We start from the raw sequence: 17,420 nt of genomic DNA on the forward strand, positions 1-17,420 counted from the left end.
CTGTCTGTAAATTTGCTCGTTCTCATAACCTAAAATTAATTGTTTTTTGCTAATAACTTTAGGGTTATAAAATGTCCAGTTTTTGGGGAGACTTACATAATCTAGATGTTTTTTTTAGTTTTATATTAATTAACTAAATGTATCAAAATGAAGAAAATTTTACTAAGTTGTTTCTTGGATGCTTCTTATTTTTCGCAACCACAAGTAATATTGGTAGAAAGTTTTGAAGGAACTATTAGTCCGGCTTACAATTTATCAGGGGGTATTAACCCAAATGTTTATACTTTGTCGCCGACATCGTGTGATGGGATAAAGGCTGTTGGAGGTTTCTTGGATGGTAGTGCTAATACTAGCTCCAAAACTATGGATCTTATCTATACCAAACCAGCAAATGTAACATCTAATGGTGATAATATTACCTTATCGATATCATTGATTACGATTAAAAGCCCTTAAGATACTACTGCTGCAAGAGGTGGTGTTGTTAGCTTAGTTTATAGTATTGACAATGGTGTAACTTACACTAATTTTACCACTAAAAATCTTAACCCTGATGGCGACGCTTGTACAGAAGTGGCTGGTGTGATTCCTGCTTTGACTAATGTACAGAATAGCTTAAACTAAGAGTAAGAACTGTTGCAACATCAGGCGCGCAATATAAGGCATCAAACTTCTTCGACAGTTTTGATATTATTCAAAACACAACCGTACCACCAATATGTACTAACGTCGATGTACCAGCAAATGGCGCAACAAATGTTTCTCTACGTCCAACTTTATCTTGGCCAGCTTCTCAAGGTGCTTTTGCTTATTTGTTGAGTTTAGGAACTACGCCAGGTGATGACGATATTTTATCAGAATCTGTTAATACCAACTATTTCAACGTAGGTGAAAAGAAGACATTACTAGCTGATACTAAGATCTATGCGCAGCTTATTTCTGTTAATAATGTTGGCTCAACACCAAGTTGTGAGGTTATGTATTTTACAACAGGAGCTAATCAAGTGGCAGCATATTTTGGTCCACTAATCGAAGAAGCGACTTATCCTATTACAATTGTTAATTTTGCAGGTATCAACAATTCTTCAAATGCTAGCATTAATGTAGATGAAGATCACAAATTTTTCCTAGATACACAAGCAAAAGTTAAAAAATGGACTACTTACCCAATTACTTTAATTGGAACAGGAGAAGGAGCTAATAGATTTGGATATACGGTATACATAGCCTGGAATCAAAATGGATCTTTCTTGGATGCTGGTAAAGCTTATTTTAAAACTTCAGATTTTGCAGGAGGTTCTGGTGCGACAGTTACTGTTAACAAAAATATTGCAATTCCGGCAACCGCTAAGTTAGGTGATACAAGAATGCGTGTTAAGTATAACTTTAATGCTTCTGCAACGGAAACAGGTGATGAGCTAAGTCCTTGTTTAGATATGACCTACGGTCAAACGGAGTATTATACGCTAACAGTTATTAACGATTTAGCGACTAACGAAGCTAATAAAACGTTTGCAATTGTATATCCAAATCTTTCTCTGACGTTCTTAAAATTTCTGATGCTAAAAATGTTGCGTCTATCATAATTACAGATATATCTGGAAGAACAGTTAAGACTTTAGCGCCAGCTTCAGAATTGAAATTGGATGATCTTAAAAAAAAGGAGTTTATCTAGTTACAGTTAAATTAAATAACGGTACGTCAACAACAACGAAAGTTATTAAAGAATAACTCATTTGAGTTTTGTTTATTGTAGGAGGCCGACTTTGAAAGAAGTCGTTTTTTTTTAGTTTAAATTTTAAAAGTAAAATAAGCCCTAAGGCTTATGTGGAAATAAATCTTTTAATTCGATAGATGTGTCGCCACGAGAAATTTCGCAACGTGTAAAATCGTTTTTATCAATCCTAAACTTAATTGTGATTGGATAAGAGGTATTAATTTTATTTAATTTTCGGAAGGCGTCCAAAATTTGTTGTGAGTTTAATCCAAATGTAACGGAATAATTTTTATCGTTTTTCCAACTGATATAAAAATTTTTGGGAATAGTACGAAGTTCTATTTTCCTGTCGTTTTGCAGATCAGTTATGGCATATTCTGCATGAGAAATCGCATAGAAACTGGTGATACTATCTTCAGGATTTGCTTTTTCGATCTGTGCTCGCCACCAATATTTATTGCTTATAAGTTCTCCAAAGTCGGATATTTTTGTAATATCTTCATAATCGTTATAATGACCATCAAGTGATTCTTTATTAACCAATTCTTCAATGGTACCACTTGTTTCTTTAGCATTAAAGGAAGCTACTGTTGCATAATTTAGTTGGTCGTTCTTAGCTTGATTTAGTTTAAGTAAAACTTTTCCTTTATTTTGAATTTCAAGGAAGAAAGTAGGACTTTGTTTATTTCTTAGGACTAATTTTCTAATCTTTTCGTAGGGCAATTTGGTGGCAATTCGATAAAATTTACGTTCATTTCCAGAAAAGAATCTTAGGCTAAGTGAGTCGGGTAATAAATCCTTATCATAGGTTGAAAATTTAATTTTAACACTATCAACAGTATTAACAATCTCGCCAGCCTTTTTTTTTGAATCGTAATTGAGATTTTTTTGGGATTTGTCAAAACGGTTAAAAAATGAGGCATCAATAATTTTAATTGCATTGACATCATCTTTTGAAGAGGCGGCATTGCTACTAAGGATTTCTGCTTCCCAAGTGAGTTTGTCTTGCTCTTTGTTTTTGTAACGAACAATGAGATTAAGTATTACAATAAAACCTAATGCTATCGCTAAAAATATGTTGAAAAAATCGAGTTTAGATGTTGTCATATTCCAAAATATTAATGTTGATAGGCGTGACCTAAAGCATTTAAATAACTTAATATGAAAAAAGCGGTAACCGCAACTATTATTAAAAATATATTGAATCTTTTAAAATTCTTTTGGTACCGATTATTGTCTAATTTTGCTGAAAGTCCAATCGAAATCACGGGAATAGTTAAAACCATTAAAACAAAAGCACCATCTTTTTTTAGAAAAGAAGAATCAATATAATCGAGATAATACAATGCGCCAATCTCTATACAAATGAGCAAAAATATTGTTATAAAAGGATTGTCTTTCATGATGCGTTGGTTGGCGAAATTTGTCTTTGATTGATATTATTGATTCTAATATAGAGAATATTAAAGTTCTGTTTTTAATATTTTTTGTTAAAATTTTTAATATTAAGTAAAACTGTTTCTTAAATAAAAAAAATCCCACTGTCAAAAGCCAATGGGATCTCAGGTTAAAATAATTGATTAATAAATTAATCGATATGCTTAGGTGTGAAGCCGTCTTCACTAAGTTCTCTATGTTCGTAATCTGCTTTCATTTCCGCTTCGTAGTCGATAGTTTCGTCTTTTCCGAATCTTCTCAACATCGAATCAAATAAAGAATATACAACAGGTACGATAATCAAAGTCAAGAATAATGATGATGTCAAACCACCGATAATTACCCAAGCAAGACCGTTGTTCATCTCAGCACCTGCACCTTTTGCCAATGCAATTGGGATCATACCAAAGATCATCGCAATTGTCGTCATCAAGATCGGACGAAGACGTGCGTGGTTGGCTTGTATCAAAGCATCGTGAGTATTAGCCCCAGCTGCTTTTCTCATGTTAGCAAAGTCGACAATCATAATCGCGTTTTTCGCAACTAGACCAATCAACATAATCATACCTAACATGGTAAAGATGTTTAATGAATTTCCTGTTAATGCAAGAATCACCATTACCCCAATCAACGCCAACGGAATTGAGAATAATACCACAAACGGATAAACAAAACTGTCATAAAGCGATACCATTACTAGGTAAACCAAAATAATAGCGGCTAATAAAGCGATACCTAAAGTACCGAAACCTTCTGACTGGTTTTCCATATCTCCACCCCAGATGTAATCTACACCTGCAGGTTTTGTTTTTTCATTGTTCATGAACATTGCTGCCCATTCGTTTGCAACGTCTCCCGAAGGACGACCAACTACTTTAGACTGAACTTTAACAGCTGGTGATTTATCACGACGTTGTAACAAACTCGGCCCAGAACTCATCTCAACATTTGCAAACTGACTTAATCTAATTTGCTCGCCTTTATTGTTGGTGAAGATTAAGTTTTTAACATCGTCAATAGATTTTCTACTGTTGTCAGCAAATCTAATGTTGATATCATATTCGTATTCACCAGCACGGAATTTACCATCTGTATTACCGTTGAAGGCTGTCTGCATCGCTTGACCAACGCTAGAAAGATTTAGTCCTAAAGCCGCCATTTTATCACGGTCGATGTTAACACGGATTTCTGGGTTACCTGTATCGGTTGACAATTCTGAACCGATAGCACCTGGCACTTTTTTCAACAAGGCTAAAATACGTTCTGCTTCTTTAGTTGCAGTCTGTACATCTGGTGCAGTTACTACCATTTCGATAGGCGCTCTTTCCGCACCCATAATACCGATTGGTGCAGTTTTAAACTCAACACCAGTGAATTTTTCTTCTAATTGTCTTTTAATTTTTGCAGACAAAATATCTGTACTTTCGCTTCTTTCTGCTTTATCAGTTAAAATAACCTGAATCTCAGATTGATAAGCTGTTGACTGAGCTGCACCCATACCGCCGGACTGTTGACCAACAGTTGTAATCATATTAACAACTTCTGGATATTGTCTCAAGAATTTTTCAACATCTAGAGTAACTTGGTTAGTTTTCTCAACAGACGCATCTTTTGGTAATTCCATTTGAACTAAGAATTCACCTTTATCTAATTTAGGGAAGAATTCTCCACCGATAAATCCAAGTCCAACTAAGCTGAAGGAAGCTATAAATACTAAAAATGTTACAATAACAGTTGTGATTCTTCGTAAAGTTGTTTTAAGACACCATTCTAGAATATCAGTAATCCAATGTGTGAAATTATCTAATTGTTTTTCGAACCAAAGGATGAACTTTTCAAATAAGTTTTTACCTGTTAAATGTTCTAATTTTCCGAATCTTGATGATAACCAAGGGATAATCGTAAATGAGGCCAACAATGATAACAAAGTTGCAATAACTACCGTGACACAGAACTGTGCTAGGATGTTTGCTACTAGACCTGTACTCATTGCAATTGGTAAGAATACCACCACAATTACCAACGTAATCGCAGTTACGGTAAATCCAATTTCGGAAGCCCCATCATAAGCCGCACGGATTTTAGATTTACCCATCTCCATGTGACGATAGATGTTTTCCAAAACCACAATCGCGTCATCCACCAAGATACCAACAACCAATGAAAGTCCTAATAAACTCATCAAGTTAAGAGTATAACCCATCAAATTCATACCAATGAAAGCCGCAATCAATGACATTGGGATTGCCACCATTACGATAACCGCATTACGGATACTGTGTAAGAACAATAACATTACCACCGCAACCAAGATAATCGCCAAGAATAAATCGAAGATTACGTGGTCCGCAGCTGCTAACGTAAACTCTGTTGAGTCGTTAACGATGTTAAGTTTAATACCTTGAGCCGCGTAGTTTTTCTCAACATCAAGCATTGTTTTCTGGATACTTTCAGAAACCGCAACGGCGTTAGCATCCGATTGTTTTTTAACCTGAATTAAAATCGTAGGAAGCTGATTGTATCTTGCTAATTTTTCAACATCTTGTGTTGTATCAAATACCGTTGCAATGTCAGATAATCTAACCTGTGCACCATTGTTAGATACAACCAAGTTTCTCATATCTTCGATTGACCTGTATTTACCAGCTAATCTAATTGTAGATTTTGAAGTTCTAGTCTTAACACTACCTGTAGGGAAGTCAAGGTTTGATGATAAAATCGCTTGTTGAACTTGCCCAATAGAAAGTCCATAACCTTGCAATTTTTTCTCATCAATATTTACTTGGATTTCTCTTTCTTGTCCACCAACAAGATCGATTTGCGCCACACCATTTACACGGGAGAAAGTAGGTTCAATTTTTTTATCCAGTAAGTCAAAGAGCTCTTTATTATTAAGTTTATCACTTCCGATACTTAACGTCATAATTGGTAAGTCATCTAAAGAGAACTTGTTAAGAGACGGTGCTTTCGCATCATCAGGAAGGTCGGATATGATGGCGTTAACTTTACGTTGAGCATCATTTAATGCAAAATCCACATCGGCACCTGGATTCAATTGGACCATAATAACCGAAAGACTTTCATAAGATGAAGCTTCTACTTTTTTTACGTTTTCTAAGGAACCAACGGCATCTTCTATTTTACGAGTAACCGATGTCTCCACCTCACTTGGTGAAGCACCTGGATAGATCGTAGAAATGGTTACCATATTGGTTTCAAATTTTGGGATTAGCTCGTATCCCATCATGGAATAACTCAGCAATCCGCCCAACGTTAGCAATGTAAATAGTACAATGACTAAGGTTGGTCTTTTAATCGATATTTCTGCTAACTTCATGTTTTAACTTACTTTACAATATTGACTTTTGAACCATCGGTAAGGTTGATTTGTCCGCTGGTAATCACTTGTTCTCCACCGTTTAATCCAGCTAAAATTTGGACTTTATCACCATAAACTTTTCCTGTTGTTACTTTGATCATTTTCGCAGCTCCGTTGTCCACGATAAATAATTGACCAGAGCTAACACCATTAACAAAAGCGTCTGCAGGTACAGTTAACATATTTTGAGTTTCGGCACCATGATTAGTTTTAAAGATAGCAGTTGCGTACATACCTGCTTTCAATTGACCATTGTTGGCAACTTCGATCTCAACTGGGAAGTTAAGAGATGCGTCAGCTTTAGGAGCGATAAAAGTAATTTTACCAGCAAAAGAGTCTTCAGGAAGTACGTTAACATTGATTTTAACAACTTGACCTAATTGGATTCTTCCAACTTGGCTTTCGTCTACTAATACCGAAAGTTTAACCGTATTAATATTTACAATTTCGAACATTGGCGTACCTGGAGATACAACAGCGCCTGGCTCGATTAATCTTTTGTTAATCGTTCCGCTGATACCTGCACGTACAGTTGCGTTGTTAACTCTTACACCTTGTGCACGAACTGCTGCTTGCGCATTTTTTAGTTGTAGTCTTGAGTTATCCACTTGTTGTTTTGTAACACCTCCAGTTTTGAAAGCATTTTCGTAACGTTGGTTATCGATAATTGCGTTTTGAAGGTTGTTTTGAGCTTGTGTCATATCTACTTCAATAGCATCTTTTTTGATGGTTGCAACAACTTGTCCTGCATTAACACGAGAACCTTCTTTTACAAGAACGCTAATAACACGACCTGCAATTTCTGAAGAAAGATTGGTTTCAGCCTTTGGGATGAAAGTACCATTCGCAGAATAATCTGTATCGATATTTGATCTTGTAGCTGTGATAACATTAACGTTAATTTTATCTACTTGCTTCGCTACTTCTGCTACTTTTGCGGTCTGTTCTTCTTTGTTGGATGTAATTTTGTAAACGAACAATCCTAAAAGAATTGCAGCAACGATTACATATATTAAAGTTTTTTTCATTTTCTGAATCGTTTATTTATTATGGTTGTGTTAAAGTATTAAGTTCTCCTTTAGCTTTTATTAACTGGATTTCGGCTTGTTTGTAATCTAGCAATGCATTAGCATAGTTTTGTTTTGCTTGTGTTAAGGCATTTTCTGAGTCCAAAAGCTCGGTTAGGTTTGCTAAACCATATTGGTAATTAGACTGTGTATTTTTCTGAACTTTCTCAGCTAAGTCCACATTATCTTTCATGCTATTAAGGTTGATTAAAGCATTTTCGATATTAGTAACAGAGTTTTTGTAATCTAGATTTAAACTTTGTTTGGTATTTTCGATATCCTGTTCTACATCCTGAATGTCGATTTCAGCTTGCTGTATTCTGGCTTTCGTAGCTCCACCTGTGAAGATGGGGATGTTGACATTAAGCCCAACAGATGCAAAGTCGCTCCAGTTAACACCGTTTGATGTACCATTGGTCAATGGAAATTTTGTTCCCATACCATACCAACCATATTGACCTTGTAGTCCTACCGTTGGGTAAAGTGCCGCTTGTGTCGCTTTTTTATTATATTGTAATAACTCTTTTTGTTTTTCCAAAACTTTAACTTCAGAACGATTATCCATATTGGCTAATGTTTCTATAAGTTCTGGCTTTGGCTCAATTGATTTTTCTTCTAAAACAATAGCGGTTTCCATAGGAACTCCCATGTAGAATTTAAGTGCGTTTTTTGATAATTCAACGCCATTAATTACTCTTTGCTTGTTAGAAGCGATGTTGGTTAACTGTACATTGGTTCTGTCCAGGTCGATCTGTTTTGCCAGACCATTATCAACAAGACTTTTTATAATGTTTCGTACCTTTTCTGTGTTGTTGTAGCTGGCTTCTAGAGTTCTAAGATTTTCTTCTTGAATAAAGACGTTGTAGTATGCGGTAGCCACATTGGCAATAATCTGCTCATTCGTCAACTGGGCATTAAGAACATAAAATTCTCTAGTTGATTTTGCTGCTTTTAGACCAATAAAAACTTTTTGGTCAAACAGCGCTTGGTTAACAGTTGCTGCGATGTTGGAAGTCCAGGGTTGTCCCATTTTAACAACCAAAGTTTGGTCGCCCATCTGTAAAACAGACTGTTGGATGACTGGGTTGTAGGTGAGGTTTCCGCCAACTTTCACTTGTGGAAGTGCGCCCGCTCTCGCTTCGTCGATTTTGTACTCTGCTTTTTGCACTTGCAAAGCAGCTTTCTTGGCTTCGGCTTTGTTTTGTAAAGCTTTCTGAATGGCTTCCGATAAGGAAACCGACTCTTGGGCAATACCAGAAAACATACCGAACACTAATAGCGCGCCAGATAATATGGCTTTCGCTTTGTAATTAGTGTAATGTTTCATAATATATAAATTCTACGTTATCTTAATTTTTAAAAATAGTACTCAGGATCACTTCGCGTCTTTCTGATAAAAGTTGATCAAATTCTTTATCAGAAATTTTCATCGTTTCTTTTAACAACGGACGCATACACGTTGGGAAAGAAACTAGAGAAGCTAAATTCAAAATAAATTGTTGTGTACTAATAGGGTTGATGTTTCCTTTTGAGATTTCTTCTTCAATTTCGGTTGCCATTTTAGCTATATTTTCGTCAAAATTTTCGGTCTTGTGATACACGCAACCTTGATTCATTTGTGTAACGATGTATATTTCTAAATAAGGATATTGCATTGCCTTTGAAATCGAATCATCAATAAAATGACCCAACTTGTCACGAAAACTTGCGTTAGAGTTAATAATTGCTTCCGATTTTTCTTTTTCTTTTAGTAAAGCTTCTTCAAAAACTGAATTGAAAAGATTATCTCTTGATCTGAAATAGTAATTAATCAAAGTACGGTTAACGCCTGCAGCATCAGCAATCTCCTGCGTTGTCGCATTGAATTTGCCTTCCCCGAAAAACAGCTTCTTTGCGGTCTTGCGGATAAGTGCTTCTGTATCGTCTTTTTTAATTTCTTGACTCATTTAATTATGTTTAACAAAAAAGTTTGACAAAATTATTAAATTTTTATATTTAACAAAAATGTCAACAATCAATTAACAAAAAATTAACAATTGAAAACGAATAATTGAGGGCTGTTGTTCACCAATACCTAAAACGTTATATTTGTTAATGCTTGATAATTAGTTTTTAAGACCTAACTTATTCGATTTCAGTAATATTAATAATTGTGCCACTTTATGATTTGACTTATAAAATATGTTAATAATCATGTTTTTATATCCCAAATGAGGATTAAGTTTTAAATAATTTCTAATTTTGTTAAAAATGTAGTAATGTGAATAGAAATAATGTAATTTGGAAAGAATATTCAATTATTGGTTCCCAAAACGATAAAACACGTCTCGAATTTTCTAATTTTGGAGAAATAAAATCTTATAGTGTTAATTGTCCCGAAGGTCGATTGATAAACGGTGGATTACAAGGTGGTTATCCAATTGTTAGATTCAAAAGATTAGGTGAGATGGATGAAGCTTCTTCAAATCTTTTACAAGAATTGCAAAAAGAGATTGATGAGTTACGTTCAATAATTAAAGAAAAAAATGTAATCCTACGAAAGAAAACCACAACTTATGAAGAAAGTCGTAAGATTGAACGTTATCTCCAACCGCGAAAAGAACTAGTAGAAAAATTATTAAAAAGACTTTCTAAAGAACGAGCCAAGATTAATAAAAAGCGTTCGGTTTATTATCAAGTTTTAGTTCATAAAGCAATTGCAGAATTATTTATCGAAAATGATAATCCGATTGAAAAACAATTTGTCATTCATCTTAACTATGATAAACAAGATAATCGTGTGGAGAATCTAGCTTGGGCAACCAAAGATGAAGTTGTCGAACATGGTCTTAAAAGTCCAAAATGGATTAAACATAATCTAAAGCTTGAACGCCGCGAAAAACCTAAAAGAGATCACGCAAAATTATCTTATAGTGATGTCGTTTTTATTAAAAGAAAACTAGATAAAGGCGAACCAATGGCAAGGTTAGCGCGTCGATTTGGTGTCTCTGACATGCAAATACATCGCATTAAAACTGGTGAAAATTGGGGTGATGTCAAATTAACTTTTAGCAAAGAAGAAAAAGAATGACGAGAAGTATTATCCGAAGTTCAGAATTAATTTCTGAACTTTTTTATTTTTCGTAAATTTGCTGTCTTCTATATTATAAGAAGTTTTACTTTATGGAATTAATACATCGCAATCTTCTCATAGGCATCCACGACGCTTTGCAAGAGACCTTTTTTCAAGATAAAAAATATGCTGATAAAGTTATCGAAAGACTTTTGAAAGCCAATAGAAAATGGGGAAGTCAAGACCGACAAGTTGTTTCGGAGATTTTTTACAATATTATCCGTTGGAAAAAACGACTAGAATATTATATGGGCGAAGGTGTGAAACCAAATAATGTTTACAAATTAATTTTGGCGTATTTACTTTGGAGTAAAACGCATTATAAAAAGTTTGAAGAATTTGATGGTGTTAAAACTGCCGATATTCTTAATAAACTTAAAAAAGGTTATATCCCAACAAAAGCCATTGAATATTCGATCCCCGATTGGTTAGCAGAGACTATGGAAAAAGAGTTAGGTCCAAAATGGGAGAAAGAAATGTTAGCGCTTAACGAGCAAGCACCCACGGTTCTTAGAACCAATACTTTGAAAACCTCGCCGAAAGAATTGGTTGCGGATCTTCAAGATGAAGGTGTGCCTGCTTTTACAATACATGGTTATCCAGATGCTGTGCAGTTGGAGGAAAAGAAAAATGTGTTTTTGACATCGGCTTTCAAAGATGGATTGTTCGAAGTTCAGGATGCGTCTTCTCAAACCGTTGGACAACTCTTGGATCCGAAAGAAGGCATGCGCGTTGTTGATGCTTGTGCTGGCGCAGGTGGAAAGACATTGCACTTAGCCGCTTTGATGAAGAACAAAGGTCAAATTATCGCATTAGATATTTTTGAATGGAAATTAGCAGAATTAAAACGTCGTGCAAAACGTGCTGGCGCTCATAATATCGAGGCGCGTTTTATCTCGGATTCTAAAGTTATTAAACGTCTTCACAATACAGCGGATCGACTGTTGATTGATGCTCCTTGTTCTGGGCTTGGTGTCTTGAAACGTAATCCTGATTCTAAATGGAAAATCGATCAGGATTTTATTGATAGAATTAAAAAAGAGCAAGAGCAAATTCTTCAAGATTACTCCAAAATTATTAAAAAAGGAGGTCAAATGATCTATGCAACTTGTTCAATTTTGCCGTCAGAAAACAACCTTCAAGTCGAAAAATTCTTAACTAACAATCCTAATTATTCTTTGGTGAAAGAAGAAAAAATTATGCCTAGCCAAGGTTATGACGGATTCTATATGGCTTTGATAAAGAGAGATAATTAATCTTTTTTTGGATTGATTACTATGAATAAAAATGGGCGACTTCCAAAGAAAGTCGCCCATTTTGTTTTTAGAAAATTTAGTAAACTTGGATTTTAAAATAGTCTAATCAGTACCACTTTTGATAAGCCAATTTCCTTTCAGCAATCAATAATCTGTTTTTTATAAACCACCATTTTTTAATATGTGACTTTAACCGGATATTCGAAATTCTTTTTACAAAATAATTAAAAATAGCATTTTTTTAATTAAGATTTTATATTCCTTTTATTTGAAAACACTAAGTAAAATCATAATCTTAGAAGATTAAGAAATAAATCATTATGCTTAACTTTGTACAACTAAAATTATCAGATTATGTTCGAAACAGATATCATTATTATAGGCGCAGGTCCAACAGGATTATTTGCAGTATTCGAAGCGGGATTATTAAAATTGAGATGTCATCTTATCGATGCGTTGCCCCAACCCGGCGGACAGTTGTCGGAGTTGTATCCCAAAAAACCGATTTTCGATATTCCTGGTTTTCCAAGTGTTGACGCTGGCGTTTTAGTTGATAATTTGATGGAACAAATCAAACAATTCGAACCTCAATTTTCTCTTTCAGAAAAAGCAATGAGCTATGAGAAAACTGAGGAAGGAGATTTTATCGTAACCACAAGTCGTGGTACCAAAATTAAAGGAAAAGCTATTGCAATTGCTGGTGGATTGGGAAGTTTTGATCCTCGTAAACCCGAATTAGAAAATCTTGAAAAATTTGAAGAAAACGGTGTTGAGTATTTTGTGAGAAATCCAGAAATGTTCCGCGACAAAAAAATTGTAATTGCGGGTGGTGGAGATTCAGCTTTGGACTGGTCGATTTTCTTGGCGGATGTTGCATCGGATGTAACCTTAATCCATAGAAGAAATGAATTTCGTGGTGCTTTAGACTCAGTTGAGAAAGTGGCTGCGCTTAAGAAAGCTGGCAAAATCAATCTGATTACGCCTGCCGAAGTAACTGGCTTGATAGGAGAGGAGAAACTTACTGCAATCGAAGTTACAAAAGGCGAAGAAAAAGAAATCATCGAAACCGATTATTTAATTCCTTTGTTCGGATTGACGCCAAAACTTGGTCCATTAGGCGATTGGGGATTAGATATTGAGAAAAATGCCATTAAAGTTAATAATGCTTTAGATTATCAAACCAATATCGATGGCATCTACGCGATTGGTGATGTTAACACATATCCAGGGAAGTTGAAGTTGATTCTTTGTGGTTTCCATGAGGCTACTTTGATGTGTCAAAGTGTTTATAACAGACTTAATCCAGGTAAGAAATTCGTTCTTAAATATACAACGGTTTCTGGTATTGATGGATTTGATGGTACAAGAAAAGAAGCTGAAAAAGCAGTTGTAAAATCAATTGATTAATCAGATTTAAATACAAAATCAAAAGCCTAAGTTGACTAGACTTAGGCTTTTTTTGTAATAGATAAATGATAAAATTAGTGTAGTTAGTTTGGTATGAGAAAATAAACATGGCTTTAGTAATTCGGTTGAGAAAACATTTATAAAACGCTTTATTTCTTATCATCTATCTGTGTCAAATGTAAAGGCTTATTTTCATAAAAAAAATACCTAGTTCTAGGTATTTTTAAAGCATTATTAGATTTCCTTTAAACCTAATATTTATTAACTTTGTAGAAAAGATTTTAAAATGTCAGATGTTAATATTACCATTATAGATAGGGACGGTGTTTCTCATGATGTTGCCGCGCCAACAGATATGGCCATGAGTCTTATGGAGGTGATTCGTGCTTACGAATTGGTGCCAGAAGGTACCATTGGTATTTGCGGTGGTCTAGCGATGTGCGCTTCTTGCCAATGTTATGTTATTAGCGAGAATGTGGCTTTGCCAGAGATGCAAGTCGATGAGGAAGCTATGTTGGATGAAGCTTATAATGTAAAGCCAAACAGTCGACTAAGTTGCCAGATTCCTGCAACAGATGATCTAGAAGGACTTGTTATAGAGTTAGCCCCGGAAAGTTAATGCAGGGCTTTTTTATTTCTATTGATTAATAAATTTAGTACTCTTAATTGTTCCGTCGTTGTTTTCGATGATGCACAAATAGTAAGATTCTTTCAGACTTTCTAAAGAAATTGAATTAGAATTTGGGTTCACTACTTTTTTTACAATACGTCCAGAAGCATCCATAATTTTCAAAGTTTTCACATTTTTAAAATCGATATTTAAAAGTTTTAAAACTTTATGTTCGACAGCAATTTTCAAATCATTTTTATTAATATTTTGGTCTTGAACGGCTAAAAATGCTTGACTCGATTTTGCTGCTTCGATAACAAATTCTAGACCCAGTTTTGCAAACTTTGCGGCGTGATTTGCATTATTTCCGCTAATGGATAATTTGTCGTTAGAGCTGTGGATGTACGGATTAGAGTCGTTAAAACTGGCTTCAAAAGGGAAGGCGGCGTTATAGCCATTTTGTGCCCAACTAAAGTGATCCGAGCAACCGTAATTACAGATTGTATTGCCGTAAGTGAAGGCATTAGAACCCGTTTTATTATAATGTTCCATGAGTTCTATTAAGAATAAATTAAGGTCGTTGCTGTTGTAAGAATCTGTGGTTAAATACACATCTTTACTCGATCCTTTATAATTTGTCATGTCAAACTGAACATATGCTACCACATTTTTATTGTTATTTGCATAGCTAGTTGCCACATCATTGGACCCAACCAATCCCACTTCTTCAGCAGAAAAAGCCATCATTTCGATACTTTTTTGAGGCTTAAATTTGATGTCCAAAAGTACACGAAGCATTTCTGTAATACTCGCAATTCCTGAGGCGTTGTCATCTGCACCAGGTGCTTGCCCAGAAAACGAAATAGAATCTAGATGACCTCCAATAATCACAGACTCGTTGGGAGTTGTATTACCATTTATCTTTAAAATCACAGAAGGCATCGGCGTTGCAGTGTGGTTAAAAAGTACAACACTAATGTCTGTACGACCAGCTGCTGCAATCATGGTTTCCCATTTTGCTTTCAGATCCAGTGCAGCTTGTTTTCCTTTCGCATTGTCGTGTCGACGTGTGCCATAAGCTTCTAATGTCGAAATGTGATTTTTGATATTGTCAGCATTTACTTTTCCGATACTGTGATTAACCCAATCATTTTCAGTAATTGTCAAATTGAGAAGCTGAGAGGATTTGTTAACTTTTTTATTTAAAACATCTAGAGCTGTTTCAGCATTGTTCTGATAAACGAATCCAGGACCGTGCGTAAGGATGTTTTTGTGTAAATGATGCGCTGCCTCTACAGTTAAAAGTACGGCAGATTGATTGTCAATCGTTTTTAAAATCGAAACTTCTTTCGGGAAAAGTTCTTGTAAAGCTTGGGCGCTTTTGCCATCCATTGTCGCATGGAAGCTTTGATTATCTTGACCGAATAAAGCGCCGTAAAGGAATACCGCTGCTAAAAGTGGTAATTGTTTTTTCATAAGTTATTTTTAAGTTAGGTCTTGTAAAGATAAAGGTTTAGTAAAAATAAATTGAATTTTATATAATATTTTTAAATTTTGATTGGTTTTGAAATAGATTTTTGTTTCTAATTGTTATTAAATTTTATTTCGATGTAACATTTTTTGATTTTGAATTATCTTTCTTTTATAAGGTTGAAACATGAACAGAATTTTTACATTTCCATTTATCATTTTATCTGGATTTTTCTTTGCACAAGAGCAACAAGTCACTCAAGATACTATATAGCAATCTGCAGAAATACAAGAGGTTTTAGTTAAAGCGCAACGCAAAAAAAACAATTTATTGACAAGTCGGTGTATAGCTTTGATGAAGAAGCTTTGAAGAAAGCGCGCTATGCAAACGATTTATTAAAAACGCTTCCCGAATTACAATATGGTCCTATTACGAAAAGTGTCGCTAGTACTAAAGGTGGAACTACCTTAATGCTCATTAACGGTGTAGAAGCTACCGAGTTGTAAAAGCGGTCGATAGGTCCAGAAAATGTTGTGCGTGTCGAATATTATGATAATCCACCAACGCATTGGGCAACTAGAGCAGATCAAGTTGTCAATGTAATTACCAGAAACCCTGAGACTGGTTATGTTTTTGGAGCTGATGTTAGTTCAGCGGTAACGACACGCTTTGTTGACGCTTCTGCTTCTGCGAGTTATACGGTAGTATCTCACTAACTGTGTAAGTTGAAAAGTTATTTCCGAAAATTTTTCATTCCAGTATAATTTCAATTTTCCTGTCTATACTTTAAGCGATGCTTTTTTGTCTACCAACGAAAATAAAAGTCACTTCTTTACAAGTTACAAACATAATTGGACATTTTCGTCTGGTTTTTATTGCTTAGGAATGCCGTCTCCTTATCTGATAAAAAGTTTGTCCGAAAGTCTTGTAAATTATACTGCTAAAACAGAAATAATGAATAACAAGTCGATGTTTGTCATTGGTCTAAGTTATGATTTTCCGAAAGGTAAGAAGAACCAAATTGACAAAAAACTTAATAATGATACAGCGCCTCCAGCCACATTTTAAAATTTTAAATAAAAAGACTTTAGAAATTTCTAAAGTCTTTTTTAATCTTTATTAAGGTTAAACGAAATGTTAATTTTTGTTCCTTCTGATTCTTTACAGATATTAAAAGTACCGCCAACACTTTCGGCTCTAGACTTCATGGTGGTTAGTCCATAACCATCAACACGTGCTTGTTGTATCCCGATACCATTGTCTTGGATGGAAATACGAATGAAATTTTGACCTTCAACAGCATCAAAAATAACGCGTGTTGCTTGGCTGTGTTTTACAATATTGTGACAAGCTTCTTTGATGATTAACAATACATTTCGACGTAACTCTGCGCTAACGATTGTGTCAGGATTCTCGATATCTTGTTGCTGCGTAAATTGAATTTTTGTTTTAGATAAATAACTTTCGACGTAGTTTTTACAGTAATCCAGCATTTTTCTAACATTGTCGTTGGAGGAGTTGAGTGACCACAAAATCTCACGCATCGACAGATTAATCTCTTCAGAAATTCTTATAAGCTCCTCAATTTCGGATTTACTAATGCTTTTGTTATCGATGTTATGTTTCAGTATTTCCGATTGCAGTTTTATGGCGGAAAGTCCTGCGCCAATATCATCATGCATATCGTGAGAAATCCTTTCTCGCTCGGATTGTAAAGATTTATGTTTTTCTATTTCCTTTTGTAGGAGAATATTTTTATGCTCAATATCTTTAATTTGGCTTTCCTTGATATGGTTGATTTGGTTTTTCTTATAAAGTAAAATCACAAAAATAATGAAGCCCAAAAAAAGTAGCAAAAGCGCAACAGCGAATGCAAACGTTAATTTTACTTCGTATGCGACAGTCAGAATCATATTTTACAAGTCGCAGCTTTTGAAAACAAAAGATATGAAAATAAGAGCGCT

General features: G+C 34.8%; 17 protein-coding genes. 9 read left to right on the forward strand and 8 right to left on the reverse strand.

The genetic code is table 11. The annotated features are described in order from the left end of the window. The first annotated feature begins 147 nt into the window (after nt 1-147). Both AC23MB_RS12805 and AC23MB_RS12810 read left to right on the forward strand, forming a co-directional pair. The gene (locus tag AC23MB_RS12805; RefSeq protein ID WP_313031072.1) at nt 148-456 is read left to right on the forward strand and encodes a hypothetical protein; all 309 of its coding nucleotides are present in this window, start codon (nt 148-150) and stop codon (nt 454-456) included. A 359-nt stretch (nt 457-815) separates the two neighbouring features. Then, nucleotides 816-1,586 carry a GEVED domain-containing protein gene (locus AC23MB_RS12810; RefSeq protein WP_487787466.1) on the forward strand — a complete coding sequence of 257 codons (771 nt, stop codon included), beginning with the start codon at nt 816-818 and terminating at the stop codon, nt 1,584-1,586. Nucleotides 1,587-1,816: 230 nt separating this feature from the next. Here AC23MB_RS12810 and AC23MB_RS12815 read toward each other — a convergent pair whose 3' ends face one another. From AC23MB_RS12815 to AC23MB_RS12840, 6 genes are all read right to left on the reverse strand, one after another. Beyond that, nucleotides 1,817-2,824 (reverse strand): hypothetical protein, encoded by a 1,008-nt coding sequence (locus AC23MB_RS12815; RefSeq protein ID WP_313031077.1) that lies wholly within the window; start codon nt 2,822-2,824, stop codon nt 1,817-1,819. 11 nt (nt 2,825-2,835) lie between these two features. Next, nucleotides 2,836-3,120 (reverse strand): hypothetical protein, encoded by a 285-nt coding sequence (locus tag AC23MB_RS12820; RefSeq protein ID WP_313031080.1) that lies wholly within the window; start codon nt 3,118-3,120, stop codon nt 2,836-2,838. A gap of 185 nt (nt 3,121-3,305) precedes the next feature. Then, entirely contained in the window at nt 3,306-6,491 is a 3,186-nt protein-coding gene (locus tag AC23MB_RS12825) for an efflux RND transporter permease subunit (protein ID WP_487787467.1), read from the reverse strand. 8 nt (nt 6,492-6,499) lie between these two features. Beyond that, a complete protein-coding gene (locus AC23MB_RS12830; protein ID WP_487787468.1) occupies nt 6,500-7,561 on the reverse strand; it encodes an efflux RND transporter periplasmic adaptor subunit in 1,062 nt (353 codons plus the stop codon). Between the two features lie 19 nt (nt 7,562-7,580). Further along, a complete protein-coding gene (locus tag AC23MB_RS12835; RefSeq protein WP_487787469.1) occupies nt 7,581-8,927 on the reverse strand; it encodes a TolC family protein in 1,347 nt (448 codons plus the stop codon). Nucleotides 8,928-8,949: 22 nt separating this feature from the next. Further along, complete coding sequence (locus AC23MB_RS12840) at nt 8,950-9,546, reverse strand: TetR family transcriptional regulator (protein ID WP_409508167.1); 597 nt, start codon at nt 9,544-9,546, stop codon at nt 8,950-8,952. Nucleotides 9,547-9,860: 314 nt separating this feature from the next. Between AC23MB_RS12840 and AC23MB_RS12845 the strand changes: the two genes are divergently transcribed. The 4 genes from AC23MB_RS12845 (at nt 9,861) to AC23MB_RS12860 (ending at nt 13,994) form a co-directional block, all read left to right on the forward strand. Then, nucleotides 9,861-10,670 carry an HNH endonuclease gene (locus tag AC23MB_RS12845; RefSeq protein ID WP_313031092.1) on the forward strand — a complete coding sequence of 270 codons (810 nt, stop codon included), beginning with the start codon at nt 9,861-9,863 and terminating at the stop codon, nt 10,668-10,670. A gap of 92 nt (nt 10,671-10,762) precedes the next feature. Further along, nucleotides 10,763-11,968, forward strand: a complete 1,206-nt coding sequence (locus AC23MB_RS12850) for an RsmB/NOP family class I SAM-dependent RNA methyltransferase (RefSeq protein ID WP_487787470.1) — start codon at nt 10,763-10,765, stop codon at nt 11,966-11,968. 354 nt (nt 11,969-12,322) lie between these two features. Beyond that, nucleotides 12,323-13,375 (forward strand): NAD(P)/FAD-dependent oxidoreductase, encoded by a 1,053-nt coding sequence (locus AC23MB_RS12855; RefSeq protein WP_313031095.1) that lies wholly within the window; start codon nt 12,323-12,325, stop codon nt 13,373-13,375. Nucleotides 13,376-13,661: 286 nt separating this feature from the next. After that, nucleotides 13,662-13,994, forward strand: coding sequence for a 2Fe-2S iron-sulfur cluster-binding protein (locus tag AC23MB_RS12860; protein WP_079666188.1), 333 nt, complete (start codon nt 13,662-13,664; stop codon nt 13,992-13,994). An 18-nt stretch (nt 13,995-14,012) separates the two neighbouring features. Here the strand turns inward: AC23MB_RS12860 and AC23MB_RS12865 are convergent, their stop codons facing one another. Next, a complete protein-coding gene (locus AC23MB_RS12865) occupies nt 14,013-15,461 on the reverse strand; it encodes a M28 family peptidase (protein ID WP_487787471.1) in 1,449 nt (482 codons plus the stop codon). 360 nt (nt 15,462-15,821) lie between these two features. On the opposite strand from AC23MB_RS12865, the gene AC23MB_RS12870 reads away from it, so the two are divergent. From AC23MB_RS12870 to AC23MB_RS12880, 3 genes are all read left to right on the forward strand, one after another. Beyond that, on the forward strand, nt 15,822-15,962 hold the full coding sequence (locus tag AC23MB_RS12870; protein ID WP_487787472.1) for a hypothetical protein: 141 nt from the start codon (nt 15,822-15,824) through the stop codon (nt 15,960-15,962). A 27-nt stretch (nt 15,963-15,989) separates the two neighbouring features. After that, the gene (locus AC23MB_RS12875) at nt 15,990-16,172 is read left to right on the forward strand and encodes a hypothetical protein (protein ID WP_313031108.1); all 183 of its coding nucleotides are present in this window, start codon (nt 15,990-15,992) and stop codon (nt 16,170-16,172) included. A gap of 85 nt (nt 16,173-16,257) precedes the next feature. After that, nucleotides 16,258-16,524 carry a hypothetical protein gene (locus tag AC23MB_RS12880; RefSeq protein ID WP_487787473.1) on the forward strand — a complete coding sequence of 89 codons (267 nt, stop codon included), beginning with the start codon at nt 16,258-16,260 and terminating at the stop codon, nt 16,522-16,524. A 41-nt stretch (nt 16,525-16,565) separates the two neighbouring features. Here the strand turns inward: AC23MB_RS12880 and AC23MB_RS12885 are convergent, their stop codons facing one another. Next, nucleotides 16,566-17,369: a sensor histidine kinase gene (locus AC23MB_RS12885; protein WP_374331089.1), complete on the reverse strand. Its 804-nt coding sequence runs from the start codon at nt 17,367-17,369 to the stop codon at nt 16,566-16,568. Nucleotides 17,370-17,420 lie beyond the last annotated feature (51 nt).

This window comes from Soonwooa sp. T0.1_25 (assembly GCF_057652215.1).